Source organism: Gordonia sp. C13 (assembly GCF_023218005.1).
Taxonomy (GTDB): Bacteria; Actinomycetota; Actinomycetes; order Mycobacteriales; family Mycobacteriaceae; genus Gordonia; species Gordonia namibiensis.
The window spans coordinates 180050-203310 of sequence record NZ_JALPSY010000001.1 but is presented as its reverse complement, the minus strand read 5'-3'; the positions used below and the strand labels follow the sequence as shown (position 1 = coordinate 203310).

Genomic DNA, 23261 nt, shown 5'->3' with positions numbered 1-23261 from the left:
AGGACCGGCAATGCCCGATGAATCCGGCACGGCTCAGCACTCCGTGACCCCTGCCGATGCATCCGGCGACGGCGTCGTCCAGGGTGCACCCGCCGCGACGTCGACGTCCCCGTCCGCCTCACGGCGCGTGCGCGCCCGCCTCGCCCGGCGGATGACCGCCACGCGCAGCCAGGTCCGCCCCGTCCTCGAGCCGCTGGTCACCCTGCACCGCGAGATCTACCCGAAGGCCGACGTCGCGCTCCTGCAGCGGGCCTACGACGTCGCCGAGGAGCGTCACAGCGGGCAGAAGCGCAAGTCCGGTGACCCCTACATCACCCATCCGCTGGCGGTCGCGACGATCCTCGCCGACCTCGGCATGGACACCACGACCCTGATCGCCGCGCTGCTGCACGACACGGTCGAGGACACCGGCTACTCACTGCAGGCGCTTGAACGCGACTTCGGTCAGGAGGTGGCGCATCTGGTCGACGGCGTCACCAAACTCGACAAGGTCGCGCTGGGCAGCGCCGCCGAGGCCGAGACGATCCGCAAGATGATCATCGCGATGGCCCGCGACCCGCGCGTGCTCGTGATCAAGGTCGCCGACCGGCTGCACAACATGCGGACGATGCGTTTCCTCCCGCCGGAGAAGCAGGCGCGCAAGGCCCGCGAGACGCTGGAAGTCATTGCGCCGCTTGCTCATCGACTCGGTATGGCGACGGTCAAGTGGGAACTCGAGGACCTCTCCTTCGCGATCCTGCACCCCAAGCGGTACGAGGAGATCGTGCGCCTGGTCGCCGACCGCGCCCCGTCGCGCGACACCTACCTGGCGCGGGTCCGAGCCGACATCAACAACGCGCTGTCCGCGGCGCGGATCTCGGCAACCGTCGAGGGGCGGCCCAAGCACTACTGGTCGATCTATCAGAAGATGATCGTCAAGGGACGCGACTTCGACGACATCCACGACCTCGTCGGCATGCGCATCCTCTGCGAGGAGGACCGCGACTGCTACGCGGCCGTCGGCGTCGTCCACTCGCTGTGGCAGCCGATGGCCGGACGCTTCAAGGACTACATCGCGCAGCCGCGGTTCGGTGTCTACCAGTCGTTGCACACCACCGTGATCGGGCCCGAGGGCAAGCCGCTCGAGGTCCAGATCCGCACGCACGAGATGCACCGCACCGCCGAGTTCGGCATCGCCGCGCACTGGCGATACAAGGAGAGTGGCTACCGCAAGTCGGGCAAGAAGTCCGACACCGCCGAGATCGACGACATGGCGTGGATGCGGCAGCTGCTCGACTGGCAGCGTGAGGCCGCCGACCCCGGCGAGTTCCTGGAGTCGCTGCGCTACGACCTCGCCGTCCGCGAGATCTTCGTCTTCACTCCGAAGGGCGACGTGGTCACGCTGCCCGCCGGATCGACGCCGGTCGACTTCGCCTACGCCGTCCACACCGAGGTCGGTCACCGTTGCATCGGTGCCCGCGTCAACGGCCGACTGGTCGCGCTCGAGCGCAAGCTCGAGAACGGTGAGGTGGTGGAGGTGTTCACCTCCAAGGCGCCGACCGCCGGACCGTCGAAGGACTGGCAGACGTTCGTGGTGTCACCGCGGGCGAAGGCCAAGATCCGTCAATGGTTCGCCAAGGAGCGCCGCGAGGAGGCCCTCGAGGCCGGTAAGCACGCGATCGCCAAGGAGGTCCGTCGCGGCGGACTCCCGTTGCAGCGCTTGCTGTCCGCGGAGTCGATGGCGGCGGTCGCCAAGGAGTTGCGATACAACGACGTCACCGCGCTGTACACTGCGGTGGGCGAGAACCACGTCTCCGCACGGCATGTCGTCAACCGCCTCGTCGCATCCCTCGGTGGTATCGAGGACGCGGAGGAGGCGCTCGCCGAACGGTCCACCCCGTCGACGATGCCGACCCGTTCGCGTCAGGGCGGCGACGCCGGCGTGGTCGTCGACGGCGTCGACAACGTAATGATCAAACTCGCCAAATGCTGTACGCCCGTACCGGGCGACGACATCATGGGCTTCGTCACGCGCGGTGGCGGCATCAGTGTGCACCGCACCGACTGCACCAACGCGACCTCGCTGCAGCAGCAGTCCGAACGCATCCTCGACGTGTCGTGGGCGCCGTCGCCGGAATCGGTGTTCCTGGTGGCGATCCAGGTCGAGGCGCTCGATCGTCACCGCCTGCTGTCCGACGTCACCAAGGTTCTCGCCGACGAACGCGTGAACATCCTGTCGGCGTCGGTCACCACCAGCCGCGACCGAGTTGCAATCTCCAAGTTCACCTTCGAGATGGGCGACCCCAAGCACCTCGGCCACGTGCTGAACGTGGTCCGCAACGTGGAGGGCGTCTACGACGTCTACCGCGTCACCTCGGCTGCGTGATCCACCACGTTGGTTGAGTAGGCGAGGAGCTTGCGACGAGCCGTATCGAAACTAGAGATCCCGTTGCGTTTCGTCCCGGAGACCGGGACAAAACGCAACGGGATCTTCGTTCTTGCAGCGCTTTTCGCTAGTCGATGACCGCGGTCTCGACGGTCACCGGGGTCTTCGGCTTGCCGTCACCGGGCTGGCTGCCGGCCGGGCCGGGGGTGATCCCGCCCTCGTAGATCTTGTCCAGCACGGCGAGTCCGGGTTCGTCGACCTTTCCCACGATGGAGTAGTCGGGACCCAGCTCACTGTCGTTGATGACGATGAACAGCTGGCTCGACCCGGTGTTCGGGTTCTGGCCGCCCTGGCTGCTGTTGGCGATGGCCACGGTGCCGCGCGGGTACACGACCGGCTGCGATCCGCTCATCGGATCGGGCTGCCCGACCTTCTTCAGGTCCGTCGGCGGCTCGTCGGGGCTGGTCCAGCCGGGACCGCTCATGCCGGTGCCGGTGGGGTCGCCGCACTGCAGGATCTTCAGCTTGTCGCTGGTGGTCATGCGATGGCAGGTGGTGTCGTCGTAGAACTTGTTCTCGATCAGCGAGGTGACCGCGGCGACGTTGCAGGGGGCGCCGTCACGCTCCAGCGTGATCGGCAGGACGCCCTGGGTGGTCGTGAAGGTGGCCTGCTCGGTGCCGGACTTCAGGACCTTGTCGTCGGGCCTGGGGGACTTGCGCTCGTTCTTCGCGGCAGCCTTCAGCTCGTCGAGTTCGGCCTGGTACTGCGGACGCTGGTCGGCCGGCACGTTGTCGGGAACCTGGTCGGGGAGCTGGTCGAAGCGGCTCGGTGCGTCCTCGAAGGCGCAGCTCGTCCAGCGGGCGGCCTCGCGGTCGTCCATGATCTTCTTCACCACGACGGCGGTCACGCCGGCGACGACGGCGACCACGACGGCAGTCGAGACCGAGGCGATGACGATCTTCCGCTTGCGCCGGGCGAGGCGCTCGGTTTCGAGGCGTTCCTCGAGTTTCCGCTTCGCTGCCTCGCGGCGCTCCTCATTGGTGGTCACGCGGGTGGATCCTCCTGAATCCCGGCACCTGGTGCCGTCTCAGCTGTACAGCATCGTCGTGCCGACAATCTGCGCGGATGTCACTTACTCGAGAGGCAAGTGTGCCAGTTGTACCTGAGAACGTCGCTCAGCGGGTGTTGGAGTGGGGTGTCGCGGTCGGTGAAACGACGCGTGGAGAACCGGCTGTCGGTCGCCGTGGGCAGCTAGGACACAATAGGAGGGACCCGCGAACCCGCCGACACCCTCGAGGAGTGCCATGCTGATCACCGGATTCCCCGCCGGCATGTTTCAGACGAACTGCTACCTCGTCGCGGCCGAAGCCGGATCGGATGCGGTGATCATCGACCCGGGTCAGGACGCCGCACCCCGCGTGCGCGAGCTGCTCGCCGAGCACGACCTCACCCCGGTCGCCGTCCTGCTGACCCACGGGCACCTGGACCACACCTGGAACGCCACCCAGCTCTGCGACGAGTACTCCATCCCCGCCTACATCCATGCCGCCGACCGGCCGATGCTGACCGACCCCGGCCTGGGCATCGGGCGGGCACTCGGCGCGATGATCGGCGACGAGAAGTTCTCCGAACCGGAGAAGGTCATCGAGTTCGACGACGGTGAACCGGTCGAGCTCGCCGGCATTCATTTCGCAGTGGACCTCGCACCCGGCCACACCCAGGGTTCGGTCCTGCTGACCGTCGACGTGGACGTACCGGGGGAGTCGGAGTCCGGCGCCCCGACGACCGTGCCGGTCTGCTTCTCCGGCGACGTGCTGTTCGCCGGCTCCATCGGACGCACCGACCTGCCCGGCGGCAGCCACCAGCAGCTGCTCGACTCCATCGCCGCGAAGCTGCTGCCGATGCCCGACGACACCCTGGTGCTGCCCGGCCACGGGCCGCAGACCACCATCGCGCAAGAACGCGCCACCAACCCCTTCCTGGTCGACCTGCGGGCTCCGGGAACCGACACCACCATCGCGACTGATCGACCGAAGGGACGACACGGACTGTGAGCGGAGCATTTCAGGCACCCCGGGGCATCCCGGATTACTTCCCGCCGAACTCGGCGGATTTCCGGAAGGTGCGGGACACGCTCACCGACGCGGCGCGTCGTGCGGGATACGGGCATATCGAGCTGCCGATCTTCGAGGACACCGCGCTGTTCGCCCGCGGCGTCGGCGAGTCGACCGATGTCGTCAGCAAGGAGATGTACACGTTCAACGACCGCGGTGACCGGTCGGTGACGCTGCGCCCCGAGGGCACTGCGGGTGTGGTGCGCGCGGTCATCCAGCACGGACTCGACCGCGGTCAGCTGCCGGTCAAGGTCTGCTACGCGGGACCGTTCTTCCGCTACGAGAAGCCGCAGACCGGTCGCTACCGCCAGCTGCAGCAGGTCGGCGTCGAGGCCATCGGCGTCGACGACCCGGCACTCGACGCCGAGGTCGTGGCCGTCGCCGACGAGGGCTACAAGCGTCTCGGACTCTCCGGCTACCGCCTCGAGATCACCTCACTCGGCGACGATGCGAGCCGTCCCCGCTACCGGGAGGCGTTGCAGGAGTTCCTGTTCAAACTCGACCTCGACGAGGCGACCCGCAAGCGCGCCGAGATCAACCCGCTGCGCGTACTCGACGACAAGCGCCCGGAGATCAAAGAGGCGACCGCGAACGCGCCGCTGCTGATCGACTATCTGTCCGACGAGGCGAAGGCTCACTTCGATCTCGTGCTCGCCAACCTCGACCGGCTCGGCGTCGCCTACGAGATCAACCCGCGGCTCGTACGCGGTCTCGACTACTACACCAAGACCACCTTCGAGTTCGTCCACGACGGCCTCGGTGCGCAGTCGGGGATCGGCGGCGGTGGTCGCTACGACGGCCTCATGCGTCAGCTCGGAGCGAAGCAGGACCTCTCGGGCATCGGCTTCGGCATCGGAGTCGACCGCACGATGCTGGCCCTCGAGGCCGAGGGTGTCGCCGGCACGCAGGCGGCGCGCTGCCAGGTCTTCGGTGTCCCGCTCGGCGCGGACGCCAAGGCCGAACTGGTCGGCGTCGCAGGCGCTTTGCGGGCCGCGGGCATCAGCGTCGACCTCGCCTACGGTGACCGCGGACTCAAGGGTGCGATGAAGGCCGCCGACCGTTCCGGCGCCCGTCTGGCCCTGGTCCTCGGCGAGAACGAACTCGCGGAGCGTCGTATCGAGGTCAAGGACCTGAGCAACGGTGGGCAGCACCGGATCTCGCTCGACGATCTCGTCACCGAGGTCACCCGCCTCCTGGGCTGAAAAGCGCCCCTGAGATCCGTCCTCCACAGGTCGGCTGCCGACATATCGTCGGCGCCGGTCCTCTGGAGGGCGCTTTCTAGGGGCGGATTTCGTCGCCGTCGCGGGTCATCTCGTCTGCCAGCACATCCAGCGACACCCCGCCCAATGCCAGTGCGCGCGAATGGAAGTCCTTGAGCGTCCACTCCGGGTGTGCGCTGAGGGCGGCGTGCCGCGTCTGCTCCCAGACCCGTTGTCCCAGAGCATACGACGGTGCTTGTCCCGGCCAGCCGAGGTAACGGTCGAGTTCGAAGCGCAGCACGGAATGGTCCATGGCCACCGAGGCGGTGAGGAATTCCCATGCCTTGTCGGCGTCCCAGATCCCGCCGCCCAGGGACTCCGGCGCGGGCAGGCGGCAGTGCACACCGATGTCGACGACCACCCGCGCCGCGCGCAGTCGCTGCGAGTCGAGCATGCCCATGCGGTCGCCCGGGTCCTCGAGCCAGCGGAGTTCGTCCATCAGCCTCTCGGCGTAGAGGGCCCAGCCCTCACCGTGACCCGAGGTGAACGACGCCAGTTTGCGCCAGGCGTTCAGGTCGGGATCGACGATGGCCGAACCGAGTTGGAGGTGATGGCCGGGGACGCCCTCGTGGTAGACGGTCGTCTTCTCCTGCCACGTGTGGAAGACGGTCTGGTCGTCGGGAACCGCCCACCACATACGGCCCGGGCGCGACAGATCGGCGGTCGGCTGGGTGTAGTAGATGATCCCCGTCGACGACGGCGCGAGTCGGCATTCGAGCCGGGACAGGCGGGCGGGGATGTCGAAGTGCCGCCCGGCGAGTCCGGTGACGGCGGCGTCGGAGGTCTCCTGCATCCAGTCGACGAACTCGTGACGGTCGTGGATCTGGTACTGCGGCTGGCGATCCAGCCAGGCGAGTGCCTCGGCGACGCCGCGTCCGGGCAGGAGAGACTCGGCGATCTCGTGCTGTTCGGCGACGATCTGCTCGAGGCGGGTCAGCGCCCAGGCGTAGGCGTCCTCGGGACCGGCGTCGGCGCCGAGATACGACGGCAGGTGCAGCAGATAACGATCCCGGCCCACCGCGTCGTCGTCGACGGAGGCCGGTAGGACCTCGGTCTCGAGATAGTTGGCGAACGTGCCGAACGCGGTGCGGGCCGCGTCGAGGGCGGTGCCGAGCGTGCCGGCGAGCGCCGGGTCGGCAGCGATCGACGCGGTGTTGTCGGTGATGGCGTCGGTGGCCGAATCGGCCTGTCGCACCACGGCCGCGACCTGTCGGCGCGCGATCGGGGGACCGTGCCGGAGGCGGTGCGCCAGGCCGTCGACGGCGCGGTTCAGCGCACCCGGGATCGCGGTGAGCCGGGCGAGGAACACCTCTCGGTCGGCGCGGGTGTCGGTGGGCATCAGGTCGAAGATGTCGCGCAGCGCCTGGAGCGGTGAGGCGATGACGTTGCACTCGCCGATGTGCTCGCCGGCGTCGGCGAGGGCGAGTTCGCGTCGCAGCGACGCGGACATCGTCGCGACCGTCACCCGGTCGATCGCGTCGACGACGGGTGCCCTGCCGAGCCTCGCCAGGGTGTCGGCGGCGACCGCGGCGCGTTCGGCACAGGCCTGCGCGGAGAAGTCGGTCAGGGCGTCGTCGTGCTCGCCGTGGCCGATCTCGGTGCCGAGCAGGGGATCGAGTTCACACAACCGGTCGAGGTGCGCCTCGGCGATCGCATCGACCTCGGTGCGTTCGCGGGGGCTCGTGGGGGTCGCGGCGGTGGGGGTCATCTGCCGGTCGCGTCAGAGATCGTTGGTCGCGAAGGTGTCGCACCGGTTGGGGTCGCCGGACTGGTAGCCGATCCCGAACCACTTCGCGCGCTGCGTGGCCGAGCCGTGCGTCCAGCCCTCGGGGTTGGAGCCGGGACCCTGGATGATGTCGTCGCCGATGGCCTTCGCGGTCTGGATGACGGTCGCGATCTGCTGCTCGGAGATGGGGGCGAGCAGCGCGTCGGGACCGTTGTCGGCGTGCTGGGCCCAGACGCCGGCGAGGCAGTCGGCCTGCAGCTCCACGCGCACCGAACCCGATCGCGGTCCCTGCGAGCCCATCCGCTGGCCCTTGGCCAGGGCGCCGGTCAGGTTCTGCACGTGGTGGCCGTACTCGTGGGCCACCACGTACTCCTGGGCGAGGGGGCCGTCGCTGCCGCCCATGCGGCGCAACTGCGTGAAGAACGACGGATCGAAGTAGGCGGTCCGGTCGGCGGGGCAGTAGAACGGGCCGGTCGCGGCACTCGCCGCGCCACACCCGGTGTTCACCGAGTCGGCGAAGATGACCGTCTTCGGCGGCTGATAACCCGGCATGAGCTCCGACCACACCTCGTCGAGGCTGACGGTGGTCGCCTTGATCCGGCAGATGGTGTTCTCGTTGGCCATCTCCCAGGTGCAGGAGTCGAGTTGCTGCTGGATCTCGGCCGCATCCGACGAGGTGCCCTGCTGCGGAGCCTGGCTGCCGAGGAGTTCGCCGGGGTTCACGCCGAACAGCAGGGCCACGATCGTGATGATCAGACCCGCACCACCGCCGAGCGCGATCCGCCCGACACCGCCACCTCCGCCGCCACCGCCGGAGACGTTGCCGGTGCCGATCGATCCGCTGCCTTGGAATGTCACGCGGTCATTCTGGCACGATGCGGTGCGCGAACCGGACATCTCTGGGTGGCCGGGTTCAGGACACCGACGCCGATGCGGCACGATGGGTACCTGGCCTGCGTTTCCGCCGGGTCACGAACAAGCCGACACAAACAACGCCTCCGACGCCGCCCGGGAGACCGGGCCGGCCGCATGACGTTGGGAAGGACTCTCAGTGCTCCGCACGCATTCCGCAGGTTCGCTGCGCCGGGCCGACGCGTCGCAGACCGTCACCGTCGCCGGTTGGGTCGCGCGCCGACGCGACCACGGCGGTGTGGTGTTCATCGACCTGCGCGACTCCACCGGCCTGGTGCAGGTGGTGTTCCGCGAGGAGTCGGTCGCCGCGGCCGCCCACCGCCTGCGCGCCGAGTACTGCGTCGCCGTCACCGGCGTGGTCGAGGTCCGTCCCGAGGGCAGCGAGAACCCGAACCTGAGTTCCGGCGAGATCGAGATCAACGCGGTCGAACTCGAGGTGCTCAACGAGTCGGCACCGCTGCCGTTCCAGCTCGACGAGTCGCCGGGTGAGGAGGCGCGTCTGCGTCACCGCTACCTCGACCTCCGTCGCGAGGGCCCGAGCGCCGCGCTGCGTCTGCGCTCGAAGGCCAACGCCGCCGCCCGCGGTGTCCTCGCCGCCCACGACTTCGTGGAGGTCGAGACCCCGACGCTGACCCGCTCGACGCCCGAGGGTGCCCGCGACTTCCTGGTGCCCGCGCGTCTGCAGCCCGGCACCTTCTACGCCCTGCCGCAGAGCCCGCAGCTGTTCAAGCAGCTGCTGATGGTGGCGGGCATGGAGCGCTACTACCAGATCGCGCGCTGCTACCGCGACGAGGATTTCCGCGCCGACCGGCAGCCCGAGTTCACCCAGCTCGACATCGAGATGAGCTTCGTCGACCAGGACGACGTCATCGCGGTCGCCGAGGAGATCCTGGTGGCGCTGTGGAAGCTGATCGGCGTCGACATCTCGACCCCGATCCCGCGCATGACCTACGCCGACGCGATGCGTCGCTACGGCTCGGACAAGCCGGATCTGCGGTTCGGCATCGAACTCGTCGAGTGCGCCGAGTACTTCAAGGACACCCCGTTCCGCGTCTTCCAGGCCCCGTACGTCGGCGCCGTCGTCATGCCGGGCGGTGCCTCGCAGCCGCGTCGTCAGCTCGACGCCTGGCAGGAGTGGGCCAAGCAGCGCGGCGCCCGCGGCCTCGCCTACGTGCTCATCGCCGAGGACGGCACGCTTTCTGGCCCGGTCGCCAAGAACCTGTCCGAGGAGGAGCGCGCGGGTCTCGCTGCCCATGTCGGCGCGAAGCCCGGCGACTGCGTCTTCTTCGGTGCCGGCGAGGTCAAGCCGACCCGCGCGCTGCTCGGTGCGGCCCGCGGCGAGATCGCCTCGAAGCTCGGCCTGATCTCCGAAGGCGACTGGGCATTCACCTGGGTCGTCGACGCCCCGATGTTCGAGCCGACCGCCGACGCCACCGCCTCCGGTGACGTCGCCCTCGGCCACTCGGCCTGGACCGCGGTGCACCACGCGTTCACCTCGCCCAAGCCGGAGTCGATCGAGAAGCTCGACACCGATCCGGGCGAGGCACTGGCCTACGCCTACGACATCGTCTGCAACGGGAACGAGATCGGCGGCGGCTCGATCCGTATCCACCAGCGCGACGTCCAGGAACGCGTCTTCGAGATCATGGGCATCGGCCACGACGAGGCGCAGGAGAAGTTCGGCTTCCTCCTCGACGCCTTCGCCTACGGCGCCCCGCCGCACGGCGGCATCGCCTTCGGCTGGGACCGCATCACCGCGCTGCTCGCCGGTGAGTCCTCCATCCGCGAGGTCATCGCCTTCCCGAAGTCCGGCGGCGGCGTCGACCCGCTGACCGATGCACCCGCGGCGATCACCCCGCAGCAGCGCAAGGAGTCGGGTATCGACGCCAAGCCGGCACCGCGCGGCGGAGCCGAGCAGGCCGAGGGTGCGGCCGAGAGGGCAGCAGCCGACAAGTAGACCCCGGAGCAACGAAAAGCGGTGGCCGAGCGTGAGTTCGGCCACCGCTGTCGTCTCGGTGGGTTCGACGGCGGATTGCTCCGGGAACGACAGGCCCGGCAGGCCATCGACTTCGGGTCCCCGGGATCCTCGATTTTCGGCGGGCACGTACAGTTCTTCGGTGACCTCCACACCGGGCAACGCTTCTGCGGTGTTCGATGCATCGCCGGTTTTCGACCGTTACCGTGACGAGGGTTACACCCTGTTCGACCTCGCCGGGCCCGGTGCTCCCGACCTCGTCTCCGGGGCCCATTACGACGAGCTCCTCGACTCCGCCGGCATGGTCCGTCCCGCCTGGGAAGAACTCGTGCAGCTGTATCAGCGGCGCGGTGACAGCCGCCTACGCGACTCCGCGGACCGGGTCGCCGCGGCCGTCCGCGACGACGGTGTGGTCTACAACGAGTTCGACGGCCAGACCACCCACACCCGCGACTGGGACATCGACGCGGTGCCGCTCATCGTCGACGGCGTCGAGTGGGCCGAGCTGGAGAAGGCGATCACCCAGCGCTCGATGCTGCTCGATCTGCTGCTGCGCGATCTCTACCGCGACCAGAAGACCATCACCTCCGGTCTCGTGGCGCCCGAGATGGTCTTCGGTTACCCCGGTTACATCCGCAAGGCGGCACGCCTCGAGGTCGCCGGACCCCACGCCCTGTTCCAGCACGCGGTCGACGTCTCGCGTGCGGCCGACGGCCGGTTCGTGGTCTACCGCGACCGCACTCAGGCCCCGTCGGGCATCGGGTTCTCGATCGTCGGCCGGCGCCTGCTGACCAAGACCCTCCCGCAGCTCTTCCAGGCCTGCGCGCCGCGTCCGGTGACCGGTTTCGCCGGGACGATGCGCCTCGCGCTCGCCGAGTACGCCCCACCCGGCGTCGACGACCCGACGGTCGCCGTGCTGAGCCCGGGCAGCATGTCCGAGACCGCGTTCGACCAGGCCTATCTTGCGTCGGCTCTCGGCTATCCGCTGGTGGAGGGTGCGGACCTCACCGTGCGCGACGGCGCGGTCTACATGCGTTCCCTCGGGCGGTACAAGCGCGTCGACGTCCTCCTGCGACGCGTCGACGCCGCCTACGCCGATCCACTCGATCTTCGGACCGACTCCCGGCTGGGCGTCGCCGGTCTCGTCGAGGCGATCTCACGCGGTAACGTCACCGTGCTGAACACACTCGGTTCCGGTGTCCTCGAGAACCCCGCCCTGCACACGGTCCTCGAACGTCTCGCACCCGTCCTCCTCGACGAGGAGCTCGCGCTCGGCTCGGTCACCACGTACTGGGCCGGAGATGACCTGCAGCGCAGCAAGATCCAGAGCCGGATCGGGTCGCTGGTGCTCACCAACACCCGCACCGACGAGGAATTCATCGGCCCGCTGCTCGACGCGCGGACCCGCGCCGAGGTCGCCGCGCGGATCGACGCGCAGACCTGGCAATGGGTCGGACGCGAACTCGACGCCTACTCCGTGGCGCCGACCATCACCGCGGGCTCCCGGCCCGGACGCCACACCACCGCACTTCGCGCCGCGCCCGTGTCCATACGCGCGTTCAGCGTCGCGCAGGGGCCCACCTATGCCGTGATGCCCGGCGGTCTCGGCGCCGTCCTGGCCGACGGTGTCGAAGGGGCCGCCCACCACATCGTGGCGGCCAAGGACGTCTGGGTCACCAGCACCGAGGTCGGCGGCCACGTGTCGCGCCGCTCGGAGACCCGCGTCGAACCCGCCGGTGAGGTCATCCCGGAGGCGGGGCGTCCCGTGTCGCTCGAGTACTCCGAGGTCGCGGCCGCCGCGAGTCCGCGTGTGCTCGCCGACCTGTTCTGGCTCGGTCGCTACGCCGAACGCACCGAGCAGGTCACCCGCCTCGCGAAGGTCTCCCGCCAGCGCTACCAGGACTTCCAGTACCGGCCGTGGATGTCGGGGACCCCGGCGGTGCCGCTGTTGCTGCATGCGGTCGCGACGATCACCGGCACCGACGGCTACCTCGACACCGCGGATCTGTTGCTGTCGGACACCGACCGCCAGCCCTCGCCGGATCAGGTCAACGAGGCCATCGAGAAGATCGCCGACCTCACCGTCGCCCGCTCGATCCCGGGCTCGGTCGCGTACTCGGTCGAGCGCCTCGTCGCCTCCGCCCGCGCGGTCCGCGATCAGATGTCGACCAGCACATGGATGGTCCTGGCGCCCGTCGAACGCATCGTCGCGAGCACCGCACGCCTGGTCGCCCGATCGCGGGCCGATGCCTCCGACGCGGGCACCGAGGGTCTGGGCGACGCCGCCCTCGACCTCGGTCCCGACCTCGGACGGGCGCACGAGGAGATCCTGCACGGCGTGCTCGCGCTGACCGGACTCCAGGAGGAGTCGATGGTCCACGATCCGGGTTGGATGTTCATGGACCTGGGTCGACGCATCGAGCGCGCGATCACTCTCGCCGACCTCACCCGGGCGATGTTCACGGAGGGCCACGACACCGACGTCGAACAGGCGTTGCTGGAGTCGTACCTGGCCGCCAACGAGTCGTCGGTGATCTACCGGCGTCGCAACCGCGGTCTGTACCGGTTCGCGAATGTCGCCGAGCTGCTGCTGTTCGACCCGACCAACCCGCGCTCGATGATCTTCCAGCTCGAGAAGATGAACCACGATCTGACCTCGGTCCCCGAACCGCTCCGTTCGGCCGGGGCCGAACGAGGAGTGCAGGACATGATCGCCGAGCTGCGCCGGAGCGGACCCGCCGACCTCGCCGGCGTCGACTCGCAGGGCAGCCGGACCGACCTCGCGGAGCTGATGAGCACGCTGCGCACCGGTTCCCGCGACCTGTCCGACCTGCTCAGCCGGACCCGCTTCGCCGTGCCGCGCCAGGCGCAACCGATCTGGGGCGGGGGTGAGATGTGACCACTCGCGTCTACCGGGTCATGCATCGCACCCGGTACACCTACAACGACGACGTGTCCTCGTCGTACGGCCGCTGCTACCTGACCCCGCGCGACCTTCCGGGGCAGCGGGTGCTCTCGGCCACCGTCGACATCGAACCCGAGCCCGACGACCGGTCGACGGGCATCGATGTCTACGGCAACAACGACACCTACTTCCATGTACGCACCGCCCATCGCGAGCTCACCGTCACCGCGCGCTCCGTGGTCGAGGTGGACGGCGTCGACCAGGGCATGCTCATCGGGCCGGCGGCGCGGGCACCGTGGGAGTCCGCGCGTCCGGCGGTCGTCGGGAGCCGCGAGGCCGCGCTCGCCGCCGAATTCGTCCTCGACCTCGAGCCGCCGGAGATCACCGCCTCGGTGCACGACTACGCCGCTCAGGTGTTCACCCCCGGGCGACCGCTGATCGAGGCCGTCACCGACCTCACCACGAGGATCTTCGACGACTTCACCTACCGCTCCGGGTCGACGGCGATCTCGACGAAGGTCGACACGGTGATGCAGCGGCGCGAGGGCGTCTGTCAGGACTTCGCCCGGGTCGCGATCGCGTGCCTGCGCTCGGTCGGGCTCGCCGCCCGCTACGAGTCGGGCTACCTGGCGACCGACCCGCCGCCGGGCAAGGAGAAGATCTTCGGCGCCGACGCCAGCCACGCGTGGGCGGCGGTGTGGATGCCCGACGACCGCTGGCTGCCGTTCGACCCGACCAACGACAAACTGGTTGACGAGCGCCACGTGACCCTGGCCTGGGGCCGTGATTACGACGACGTCCCGCCGCTGCGCGGGGTCATCTACACCGACTCCACCAAGAGCCACATCGACGTCTCGGTCGACGTCAGTCCGGTCGAGGACGAACCGGCGGAGGCCGGTACGACGCCCGCGGTTGCGTCCACCGAGGGCGCAACCCGGCACGATTTGTGAGCCGGTCCGCTAAACGCCTGGGAGGCAGCGGAATCGGTGTGACTGAATCGTGATTCACCGGTCACGAGGTCGTACAGAAGGATGAACAACGGTGTTGCGACGGAGTTGCAACGGGTACCTTGGGACACGACATGACGGTCATTACTGAAAGCCGCATCACCAGCGTGGTGCGGGCGGCAGAGGCGCTGCTGTCACACCGCGCCGGTTCCTCCGTTGTCCTCGACGACCCGGAGGACCTCGGGGGTAGCGGCCGTACGACGGTGGTCCGGGTGAGGGTGGCGCAGAATCCACTCAGCCTGGACCGGTCGCTGGTGATCAAGGCGTTGCCCGAGCACGAGGACCCACAGGCGTTCCACCGCGAGATCGCCTCGTACAAGTACGCCACCGCGCTCCCGAACGAGTCGCGGCCGGGCCCGCAGCTCATCGCCTCCGACCCGGACCAGCGCCTCATGGTGCTCTCCGACCTCGGCCACGGCCGGTCGATGCTGGAGTTCCTCGACGGTGTCGACCCGGTGGAGACCTCCCGCGCGGTGAGCGCCTGGGGTCAGGCCCTGGGCCGCATGCACGCGGCGACCGTCGGCGGCGAGATCGACTTCCACGCCCTGGTCCGTCGCGGCCCGTCGGGCACCGAGGGACGCGACATCCTCCGGGACGAGGCCCGACGCTCAGTCGAGGCGCTCAGCGGACACGCCGCCGCGCTCGGCGTGCAGGTGCCGGCCCGCGTGATCGAGGCCCTCGAGACCGCCGCCGCCCTGTTCGACGACGGTGAGCACCGGGCGTTCAGCCCGTCGGACGTCGGCCCCGAGAACATCATGCTCAACGACGACGGCGTGCAGTTCATGGATTACGAGTGGGGCGGTTTCCGCGACGCCACCCTCGACATCGCCTACGCCGTGGTCACCATGACCGCGCAGCTGCCGGCGCGCGCGGCGGCCCGCGCCACCGACCTCGAGGTGTCGATGGTCGACGCCTGGCGGTCGGAGGTGAACCCGATCTGGCCGACCCTCGCGCACGAGCGCGAGATGCAGCGCAAGGTGCTCGTCGCGCGGTTGTTGTGGGTGTGGCTGTCCACCGCGTGGATGCTGCCCGCCGATCCCGACCTCGTCGACCCGGAGAATGCCGGCACCGACGCCGAGGCGAGCCTGGAGATCACCCCGTTCGATCCCGACCTGCAGAACTCCGCCGCGGGCACCCCGACCGAGAGCACCGGCGGCTTCACCCACGACTGGGCACTGCACACCAACGACCCGCGTGTGCTCGTGTCCCGCTGGACCGACCTCGCGGCCGCCGCCGGTCGGGCCGGCGAGGACGAGATCGCCGACTTCGCGACTGCAACGGGTCTGGCGTTGCAGCGCATCTGGATGGCCTGATCGGCTCGTGGACGGATTGTTCGACCCGCCCGTGGATCCCGGGGCCGGAGCCGGTGGGTTGACGCCCGGCGCCGACGGCCTGGCCGCGGCACCGAAACCGACGGCACCGCTGGCGGTCCGGATGCGCCCTCAGACCCTCGACGAGATCGTCGGCCAGCAGCACCTGCTCGGCGACGGCTCGCCGCTGCGCCGCCTGATCAGCGGTGTGGGTGCGGCCTCGGTGCTGCTCTACGGCCCGCCCGGCACCGGCAAGACGACGATGGCGTCGCTGATCGCGCGTGCGACCGGGGGCCGGTTCGAGGCGCTGTCCGCGCTGTCGGCGGGCGTCAAAGAGGTACGCGCCGTCATCGACATCGCCCGTCGCCGACTCATCGACGGTCAGCAGACCGTCCTGTTCATCGACGAGGTCCACCGCTTCTCCAAGACCCAGCAGGATGCGCTGCTCGACGCGGTCGAGAACCGGATCGTGCTGCTGGTGGCGGCGACCACCGAGAACCCGTCGTTCTCCGTCGTGGCGCCACTGCTGTCGCGGTCTCTCGTGCTGCAGTTGCGTTCCCTCACCGACGACGACATCCGTGAGGTCCTGACCCGGGCCGTCGCCGACCCGCGGGGCCTCGACGGGCAGGTCGAGGTGACCGAGGCCGCCTATGACCACCTGGTGGCGGTCGCCGGCGGCGACGCCCGGCGCGCGCTGACCGCACTCGAGGCCAGCGCCGACTCGACCACCCACGTCGACCTCGCCGACGTCGAGACGGCGATCGACCGGGCGGCGGTGCGCTACGACCGCGACGGCGACCAGCACTACGACGTGACCAGCGCGTTCATCAAGTCGATCCGCGGCTCCGACGTCGACGCCGCGGTGCACTACCTGGCGCGGATGATCGCGGCGGGGGAGGACCCGCGCTTCATCGCCCGGCGCCTGATGATCCATGCCAGCGAGGACATCGGGATGGCCGATCCCACCGCGCTGCAGACCGCGGTGGCCGCCGCACAGGTGGTCAATCTCGTGGGCATGCCGGAGGCCAAGCTGGCCCTGACGCAGGCGACGATCCACCTGGCGACCGCACCGAAGTCGGCCGGTGTGGTGTCGGCGATCGGCGCGGCGCTCGCCGACGTCGAGGCGGGCAAGGCCCGGGCGGTGCCCGCCCACCTGCGCGACAGCCACTACGCGGGCGCCAAGAAGCTCGGGAACGGCGTCGCCTACCGCTACCCGCACGACCATCCCGACGGCGTGGTGCCGCAGCAGTACCCGCCCGACGAGCTCGTCGGCGTCGACTACTACGAGCCCACCGATCACGGGCTCGAACGCGAGATCGGGCCGCGCGTGGCACGCCTGAGATCCATCGTCCGGGGTGCCGTCACCCGCCGCCGATCCCGCTGATCACGCCGGATGTGCCGGGGATGACGCCCGGGACCGGTTCCGCGACGCGCCGACGGTACTCTGGGATGTCGCGACAACCAACGGCGAGGACGAAACCAACAGTGCAGACGCATGACATCCGGAAGCGTTTTCTGGACCACTTCATCAAGGCCGGCCACACCGAGGTGCCCAGCGCCTCGCTGCTGCTCGACGACCCCAACCTGCTGTTCGTCAACGCCGGGATGGTCCCGTTCAAGCCCTACTTCCTGGGCGAGCAGACCCCGCCGTACGCACGCGCGACGAGCGTCCAGAAGTGTGTGCGCACCCTCGACATCGACGAGGTCGGCATCACGACCCGCCACAACACCTTCTTCCAGATGGCGGGCAACTTCTCCTTCGGCGACTACTTCAAGCGCGAGGCCATCAACTTCGCCTGGACCCTGCTGACCAACAGCGTCGAAGACGGCGGCTACGGCATCGACCCGCAGAAGCTGTGGCCCACCGTCTATCTCGACGACGACGAGGCCGAGGCCATCTGGCGGGACGAGATCGGCGTGCCCGCCGAGCGCATCCAGCGTCGCGGCCTGAAGGACAACTACTGGTCCATGGGCGTCCCCGGCCCCTGTGGTCCGTGTTCGGAGATCTTCTACGACCGGGGCCCCGAGTACGGCATCGAGGGCGGCCCGGAGGCCGACGAGGACCGCTACATCGAGATCTGGAATCTCGTGTTCATGCAGAACGTCCGCGGCCCGGGCGGCGGCAAGGACAACTACGAGATCCTCGGGCCCCTGCCGAAGAAGAACATCGACACCGGCATGGGTGTCGAGCGCGTCGCCTGCATCCTGCAGGGGGTCGACAACGTCTACGAGACCGACCTGCTCAAGCCGATCATCGACCTGGCCGCCGAACTCACCGGCAGCTCCTACGGCGCCGGCTCGCATGCCGACGACGTGCGCTTCCGTGTGATCGCCGACCACGCCCGCACCTCGGCGATGCTGATCGGCGACGGCGTGCTGCCCGGCAACGACGGGCGCGGCTACGTGCTGCGTCGCCTCCTGCGCCGCGTCGTCCGCTCGATGCGCTTGCTGGGCGCCGGCGACAACCAGGCCACCATGGGCACGATCATCGGCAAGGTCATCGACCTGATGGCCCCGTCGTACCCCGAGCTCGAGACCAAGCGCGCCGACATCGTGAAGGTCGCGGTGGGCGAGGAGACCTCCTTCGCCAAGACCCTCGCCGCCGGCTCCAAGCTGTTCGCCGACGCGGCGACCGCCACCAGGAAGTCGGCGAGCACCACCATCACCGGTGCCGACGCGTTCACCCTGCACGACACCTACGGCTTCCCGATCGACCTCACGCTCGAGATGGCGGCCGAGGCCGGGCTGGAGGTCGACCAGGAGGGCTTCACCGCCCTGATGGCCGAGCAGAAGCAACGCGCCAAGGCCGACGCGACCGCCCGCAAGACCGGGCACGCCGACCTGAGCGTGTACCGCGACTTCCTCGACCGCGGACCCACCGAGTTCACCGGCTTCGACGAACTCGTCTCCGAGGCACGCGTTCTCGGACTCGTCGCCGACGGCGCCCGGGTACCCGTGGCGACGGCCGGGCAGGAACTCACCGTGGTGCTCAACCGGACCCCGCTCTACGCCGAGTCGGGCGGGCAGATGGCCGACGTCGGCACCATCACCACCGGTTCCGGTGTGCGCCTGTCCGTCACCGACGTACAGAAACTCGGGAAGTCGGTGTGGCTGCACAAGGTCCGCGTGGACGAGGGCGAGATCGAGGAGGGCGACGAGGTTCTCGCCGCCGTCGACACCGCATGGCGTCACGGCGCGACCCAGGGTCACTCGGGCACCCACATGGTGCACGCCGCCCTGCGCGAGGTGCTCGGACCCGGTGCGACACAGGCGGGTTCGCTCAACCGTCCCGGCTACCTGCGTTTCGACTTCAACGCCAGCGGCCCGGTCACGGAGTCGCAGCGTCGGGAGATCGAGGAGATCGCCAACGCCGCGGTCGAGGCCAACTACCAGGTCAACACCTTCGAGACCGGACTGAACGAGGCGAAGGCGATGGGCGCGATGGCGCTCTTCGGCGAGAACTACGGCGACGTCGTGCGCGTCGTCGAGATCGGCGGCCCGTTCTCGATGGAGCTGTGCGGCGGCACGCATGTCGTGTCGTCGTCGCAGATCGGCCCGATCACCCTGATCGGCGAGTCCTCCGTCGGTTCCGGTGTGCGCCGCGTCGAGGCCTACGTCGGCATGGACTCGTTCCGCTTCCTGTCCAAGGAGCGTGCGCTGCTCGCCGGTCTGGCGTCCTCGCTGAAGGTGCCCTCGGAGGAGGTGCCCGGACGCGTCGAGCAACTCGTCACCAAGCTGCGCGATGCCGAGAAGGAACTCGCGCGGGTGCGCGCCGAGCAGGCGCAGGCGGCCGTGTCCGGTCTCCTCGACACCGCGACCACCGTGGGTTCCACGCTCGTGGTCGAGGGGCGTGTCCCCGGACTCGACGCCAACGGATTGCGTTCGGTCGTCACCGATCTGCGCGGCCGGGTGGCCGATCGCCAGGCCGTGATCGCTCTGTTCTCGCCGAGCGGCGACGGACCGGATGCCAAGGTGCCCTTCGTGATCGCCACGACCCCCGCCGCCCGCGACGCCGGCATCAAGGCCGGTGACCTCGTCAAGGAGGTGGCACCGCTCGTCGGCGGACGCGGTGGTGGCAAGCCCGATCTCGCCCAGGGATCGGGAACCGAACCCGGCGGGATCGACGCCGCCCTGTCGCGTATCCGCGAGTTCGTCGGCTGATGCCGCTGCAACGAGGCCGCCGCCTCGGCATCGACGTCGGGAGCGTCCGGATCGGCGTCGCGGTCTGCGACCCCGACGGGATACTCGCCACCCCGGTGGAGACCGTACGTCGAACACCTTCCGCCACAACCGATCTCGATCGGATCGTGGAACTCGTCGCCGAATACGAGGCGATCGGGGTCGTCATCGGGCTACCGAAGACGCTGAAGAACACCACCGGGGTCGCGGCGGAGACCGCGCGTGCCTTCGGTGATCGACTCGCCGAGCGCATCGCGCCGGCCGAGGTGCATTGGCAGGACGAACGATTCACCACCGTGACCGCGCAGCAAGCCCTGCACGCGAGCGGCCGGACGGTGAAGTCATCTCGAGGAGTCATCGACCAAGCGGCCGCGGTAGCTATCCTTCAGGGATGGCTGGATGCGCGACGGTGAGTCCGATGGTCCCTCGACAGAGTCGGGAGGGGAGCCGGCGGTGACCGAAGAACGGCGTCGCACGCGACACCGGGACAGCCAGGGACGCCGTGCCGACGCGCACCAGAGCGGTGCCGAGGGCATGGATCCGGAGCGTCTGCGGTACTTCACGCAACCCGGCGAGGGAGCGCCGCACACCCGGCACCGTCGTCGGCGTGCGGCCCAGCCCGCGCCACCCGGAGAGCCCACACCCCCGGCCCAGGGTGGTCGGCCGGGTGGGATTCCGGGTCGTGCGCAGCCCGTCCGTATCCCGCCAGGCGGTCAGCCCCCGCAACCGCCGCGCGTCCAGCAGGCGCCTCCGCCGCCGGCCGCCCCGCGTCGCCCCGCGCCGCCGCCACCGCCGGCGGCCCCGCCTCAGGAAGCCGCCGACCGGTATGAGGACGCGGAGTTCACCGACGTCGACGCCCAACCCGTCTACGACGAACAGACCTACGACGAACCGGCCTTCGACGAGGCTGCATATGCCGAGCCCGCACACACCGAGCCCGTGACGACGACGCCGCGCGGCGTGCGTGGTCGCGACGAGGACGACTGGTGGCCGGGCGCCGACGAGGCCGAACCGACGGCGGCTCCGCGACGTCCGCGCCGGCGCAGCCGGGAGAACCAGAAGAAGCGCCGCGCGGTGCTGGCGCTGGCGATCGTGTTCATGCTCGCGCTCGTCGGCGGCGTCGGCTACTACGGTCTGCGCTCCATGGGAGTCCTGGAGTCGCGCAAGGACTACACCAACACCGCAGGCGCCAGCGACGTGATCGTCGACATCCCGGAGAACTCGACCCTGTCCGACTTCGGCCAGATCCTTCTCGACGCCGATGTCGTCGGCAGCATGCGTGCTTTCCTCGACGCCGCGGACGGCCAGCCCATGTCCGGCGGCCTCTACAAGATGCGGACCCAGATCCCGGCGTCGACCGCCGTGGAGATGCTCACCGACGACAGTGCCCAGCACCGCGTCGGACGCGTGGTGATCCCGCCGGGTCTGCAACTCGATTCCAAGACCGGTATCGACGACAAGGTCACGCCGGGCATCTTCCAGTTGATCGAGGACGCCACGACGACCGAGATCAACGGTCAGCCCGAGGGTGTCACGGTGGCGCAGCTCGAAGAGGCGGCCGCCACCTCGACCCCCGAGGCGCTCGGGGTGCCGGATTGGGCGAAGGAGAACGTCGCGTCGATGACCGGCGACCATCGCCGCATCGAGGGCCTGATCGCGCCCACCACCTGGGAACGCGTCGAACCCGATCACAGTGCGGTGCAGATTCTCAACGAGATGATCACCAAGAGCGCGGCGATGTTCGACCAGTGGGGTCTGGTGGACGACAACAAATCCGGCCTCTCGCCCTACGAGACGCTGATCGCCGCGTCGATCGTCGAACGCGAGGTGCGCCACGTCGAGGATGCCCCGAAGGTCGCCCGCGTCATCCGCAACCGGCTCGACGAGGATCAGCGGCTCGAGATGGACTCGACGCAGAACTACACCGCCGCCGTCACCAACATCGACGTGCACGGTGAGGCCTACAAGGCCGACAACGAGTGGAACACGTACCGCTACAAGGGTCTTCCGCCGACCCCGATCGCGGCCGTGGGTGTCCCCGCACTCGAGGCGATGCTCGACCCGGCACCGGGTTCGTGGCTGTACTTCGTCACCGTCGACACCGCGGGTACCACGCTGTTCGCCGACACCTTCGAGGAGCACAAGCGCAACCGCAACGTCGCCTGCAAGAACAAGCTCGTGTCGACGGGATGCCAGTGACCCGTTCGCCCTACGGTGACCGTCGCCGGGCGGCGGTGCTCGGTTCGCCGATCGCACACTCCAAGTCGCCCGCCGTCCACCTGGCCGCCTACCGGGCGCTGGGTCTCGACGACTGGACCTACGACCGGATCGAGTGCACGGCCGACCGGTTGCCCGAGATCGTCTCCGGCGCGGCACCGGAGTTCGTCGGGTTCTCGGTGACCATGCCGAACAAGCTGGCCGCCCTGGACTTCGCGACCGAGCGGACCGAACGGGCGGAACTGGTCGGATCGGCGAACACCCTCGTCCGCATCGACGGCGGGTGGCGGGCCGACTGCACCGACATCGACGGCATGACCGGCGCGCTGGCCGAACTGGGCGTCGACGCCGACCTCGCCGCGGGGGCCGCGCCCGACGCGGTCGTGGCCGGTGCCGGCGGCACGGCGCTGCCGACCGTCATGGCGCTCGCCGAGGTGGGCGTCTCGACGATCTCGGTTGTCGCGCGCGACGCCGGCCGGGCCGCGTCGGTCCTGGAGCTGTGCGAGCGCCTCGGCATCGCCGGTGAGGTCGTCCCCTTCGACGCCGGGACATCGCTCGAAAATCGTTGCCGGGCAGCGTCTGTCGTGGTGTCGACGGTGCCCGCACCGGCGGCCGAGACGCTTGCGCCCGCAATCGCCCACGCACGCAAGGTCGTCGACGTGATCTACGACCCCTGGCCGACGCCGCTCGCCGCCACCGTCGAGGCGGCCGGTGGCGTGGTCGTCGGGGGACTGGTCATGTTGCTGAACCAGGCCTTCCGTCAGGTCGAGCTGTTCACCGGACTGCCGGCACCCCGCGAGGCGATGACGAAGGTGCTCATCCCCAACGCCTGAGGCTGTGGAGACCGTCGACGACGCTGTCGGCGATACGCGCGAGGCTCGGCACATGGTCGAACCCGCGATCCTGTTCTGGTTGCTCGCGATCGCGGTCACCGACGCACGCACCCGGCGCATCCCCAATGCGATGGTGTGGCCCGGACTCGGTGCGGTGGCCGCCGTCGCGATCGCCCAACCCGCCGTGGGGCTCGCTGCTGCGGTGGCCGCGGCGCCGTACCTCCTGACGTTCACGGTCGGATGGTGCGGCGGCGGTGACGTGAAGCTCGCCTTCGTCTGCGGCGGTCTCGCGCTGCGCTGGGACACCGCGGTGGCGATGGTGGCGTGTGCGTCGCTCGTGTCGCTGGTGATCGCCCTGATGGACGTCGGGCGACGGGCACCGCGACGGGGACATGCGCACGCCCCGGCGCTCGTCGGTGCGCTGATCGCCGTGTCCGATCTGGCCTGACGACGCCCGCC

General features: G+C 69.4%; 16 protein-coding genes. 13 read left to right on the top strand and 3 right to left on the bottom strand.

The window, feature by feature from the left end; genetic code table 11:
* The first annotated feature begins 10 nt into the window (after positions 1–10).
* Positions 11–2365, top strand: coding sequence for a RelA/SpoT family protein (locus tag M1L58_RS00905; protein ID WP_248657507.1), 2355 nt, complete (start codon positions 11–13; stop codon positions 2363–2365).
* A 127-nt stretch (positions 2366–2492) separates the two neighbouring features.
* Here M1L58_RS00905 and M1L58_RS00900 read toward each other — a convergent pair whose 3' ends face one another.
* Positions 2493–3413: a peptidylprolyl isomerase gene (locus M1L58_RS00900; RefSeq protein ID WP_006866360.1), complete on the bottom strand. Its 921-nt coding sequence runs from the start codon at positions 3411–3413 to the stop codon at positions 2493–2495.
* A 256-nt stretch (positions 3414–3669) separates the two neighbouring features.
* Between M1L58_RS00900 and M1L58_RS00895 the strand changes: the two genes are divergently transcribed.
* Both M1L58_RS00895 and hisS read left to right on the top strand, forming a co-directional pair.
* Positions 3670–4419 carry an MBL fold metallo-hydrolase gene (locus M1L58_RS00895; RefSeq protein ID WP_248657506.1) on the top strand — a complete coding sequence of 250 codons (750 nt, stop codon included), beginning with the start codon at positions 3670–3672 and terminating at the stop codon, positions 4417–4419.
* Positions 4416–5681, top strand: coding sequence for a histidine--tRNA ligase (gene hisS / locus M1L58_RS00890; protein WP_248657505.1), 1266 nt, complete (start codon positions 4416–4418; stop codon positions 5679–5681). Before M1L58_RS00895 ends, hisS begins: the two co-directional genes overlap by 4 nt.
* A 76-nt stretch (positions 5682–5757) precedes the next feature.
* On the opposite strand, the gene M1L58_RS00885 is transcribed toward hisS, so the two are convergent.
* Both M1L58_RS00885 and ypfJ read right to left on the bottom strand, forming a co-directional pair.
* Positions 5758–7446, bottom strand: coding sequence for a DUF885 domain-containing protein (locus M1L58_RS00885; RefSeq protein ID WP_248657504.1), 1689 nt, complete (start codon positions 7444–7446; stop codon positions 5758–5760).
* 12 nt (positions 7447–7458) lie between these two features.
* Positions 7459–8322, bottom strand: a complete 864-nt coding sequence (gene ypfJ, locus M1L58_RS00880; protein ID WP_248657503.1) for a KPN_02809 family neutral zinc metallopeptidase — start codon at positions 8320–8322, stop codon at positions 7459–7461.
* Between the two features lie 193 nt (positions 8323–8515).
* On the opposite strand from ypfJ, the gene aspS reads away from it, so the two are divergent.
* From aspS to M1L58_RS00830, 10 genes are all read left to right on the top strand, one after another.
* Positions 8516–10333, top strand: coding sequence for an aspartate--tRNA ligase (aspS, locus tag M1L58_RS00875; RefSeq protein ID WP_248657502.1), 1818 nt, complete (start codon positions 8516–8518; stop codon positions 10331–10333).
* A 160-nt stretch (positions 10334–10493) separates the two neighbouring features.
* Positions 10494–13250 carry a circularly permuted type 2 ATP-grasp protein gene (locus M1L58_RS00870; RefSeq protein WP_248657501.1) on the top strand — a complete coding sequence of 919 codons (2757 nt, stop codon included), beginning with the start codon at positions 10494–10496 and terminating at the stop codon, positions 13248–13250.
* Positions 13247–14206: a transglutaminase family protein gene (locus M1L58_RS00865; protein WP_154882400.1), complete on the top strand. Its 960-nt coding sequence runs from the start codon at positions 13247–13249 to the stop codon at positions 14204–14206. Before M1L58_RS00870 ends, M1L58_RS00865 begins: the two co-directional genes overlap by 4 nt.
* A gap of 131 nt (positions 14207–14337) precedes the next feature.
* On the top strand, positions 14338–15576 hold the full coding sequence (locus tag M1L58_RS00860; protein ID WP_248657500.1) for a hypothetical protein: 1239 nt from the start codon (positions 14338–14340) through the stop codon (positions 15574–15576).
* A gap of 7 nt (positions 15577–15583) precedes the next feature.
* A complete protein-coding gene (locus tag M1L58_RS00855) occupies positions 15584–16957 on the top strand; it encodes a replication-associated recombination protein A (protein WP_248657499.1) in 1374 nt (457 codons plus the stop codon).
* A gap of 101 nt (positions 16958–17058) precedes the next feature.
* Complete coding sequence (gene alaS, locus M1L58_RS00850) at positions 17059–19734, top strand: alanine--tRNA ligase (protein ID WP_248657498.1); 2676 nt, start codon at positions 17059–17061, stop codon at positions 19732–19734.
* Positions 19734–20165, top strand: coding sequence for a Holliday junction resolvase RuvX (gene ruvX, locus M1L58_RS00845; RefSeq protein WP_119032412.1), 432 nt, complete (start codon positions 19734–19736; stop codon positions 20163–20165). The genes alaS and ruvX overlap by 1 nt, the downstream gene beginning before the upstream one ends.
* Entirely contained in the window at positions 20152–21951 is a 1800-nt protein-coding gene (gene mltG / locus M1L58_RS00840; protein WP_248657497.1) for an endolytic transglycosylase MltG, read from the top strand. Before ruvX ends, mltG begins: the two co-directional genes overlap by 14 nt.
* Positions 21948–22802: a shikimate dehydrogenase gene (locus tag M1L58_RS00835; protein ID WP_248657496.1), complete on the top strand. Its 855-nt coding sequence runs from the start codon at positions 21948–21950 to the stop codon at positions 22800–22802. The genes mltG and M1L58_RS00835 overlap by 4 nt, the downstream gene beginning before the upstream one ends.
* A 52-nt stretch (positions 22803–22854) precedes the next feature.
* Entirely contained in the window at positions 22855–23250 is a 396-nt protein-coding gene (locus M1L58_RS00830) for an A24 family peptidase (protein WP_248657495.1), read from the top strand.
* Positions 23251–23261: the final 11 nt, after the last annotated feature.

Excerpts from the sequence above, each read along its gene's own strand:
- M1L58_RS00830 (WP_248657495.1), top strand. The coding sequence starts at position 22,855 with ATGGTCGAACCCGCGATCCTGTTCTGGTTGCTCGCGATCGCGGTCACC.
- M1L58_RS00860 (WP_248657500.1), top strand. The coding sequence starts at position 14,338 with ATGACGGTCATTACTGAAAGCCGCATCACCAGCGTGGTGCGGGCGGCA.
- mltG (WP_248657497.1), top strand. The coding sequence starts at position 20,152 with ATGCGCGACGGTGAGTCCGATGGTCCCTCGACAGAGTCGGGAGGGGAG.
- M1L58_RS00905 (WP_248657507.1), top strand. The coding sequence starts at position 11 with ATGCCCGATGAATCCGGCACGGCTCAGCACTCCGTGACCCCTGCCGAT.
- ruvX (WP_119032412.1), top strand. The coding sequence starts at position 19,734 with ATGCCGCTGCAACGAGGCCGCCGCCTCGGCATCGACGTCGGGAGCGTC.
- M1L58_RS00895 (WP_248657506.1), top strand. The coding sequence starts at position 3,670 with ATGCTGATCACCGGATTCCCCGCCGGCATGTTTCAGACGAACTGCTAC.
- M1L58_RS00885 (WP_248657504.1), bottom strand. The coding sequence starts at position 7,446 with ATGACCCCCACCGCCGCGACCCCCACGAGCCCCCGCGAACGCACCGAG.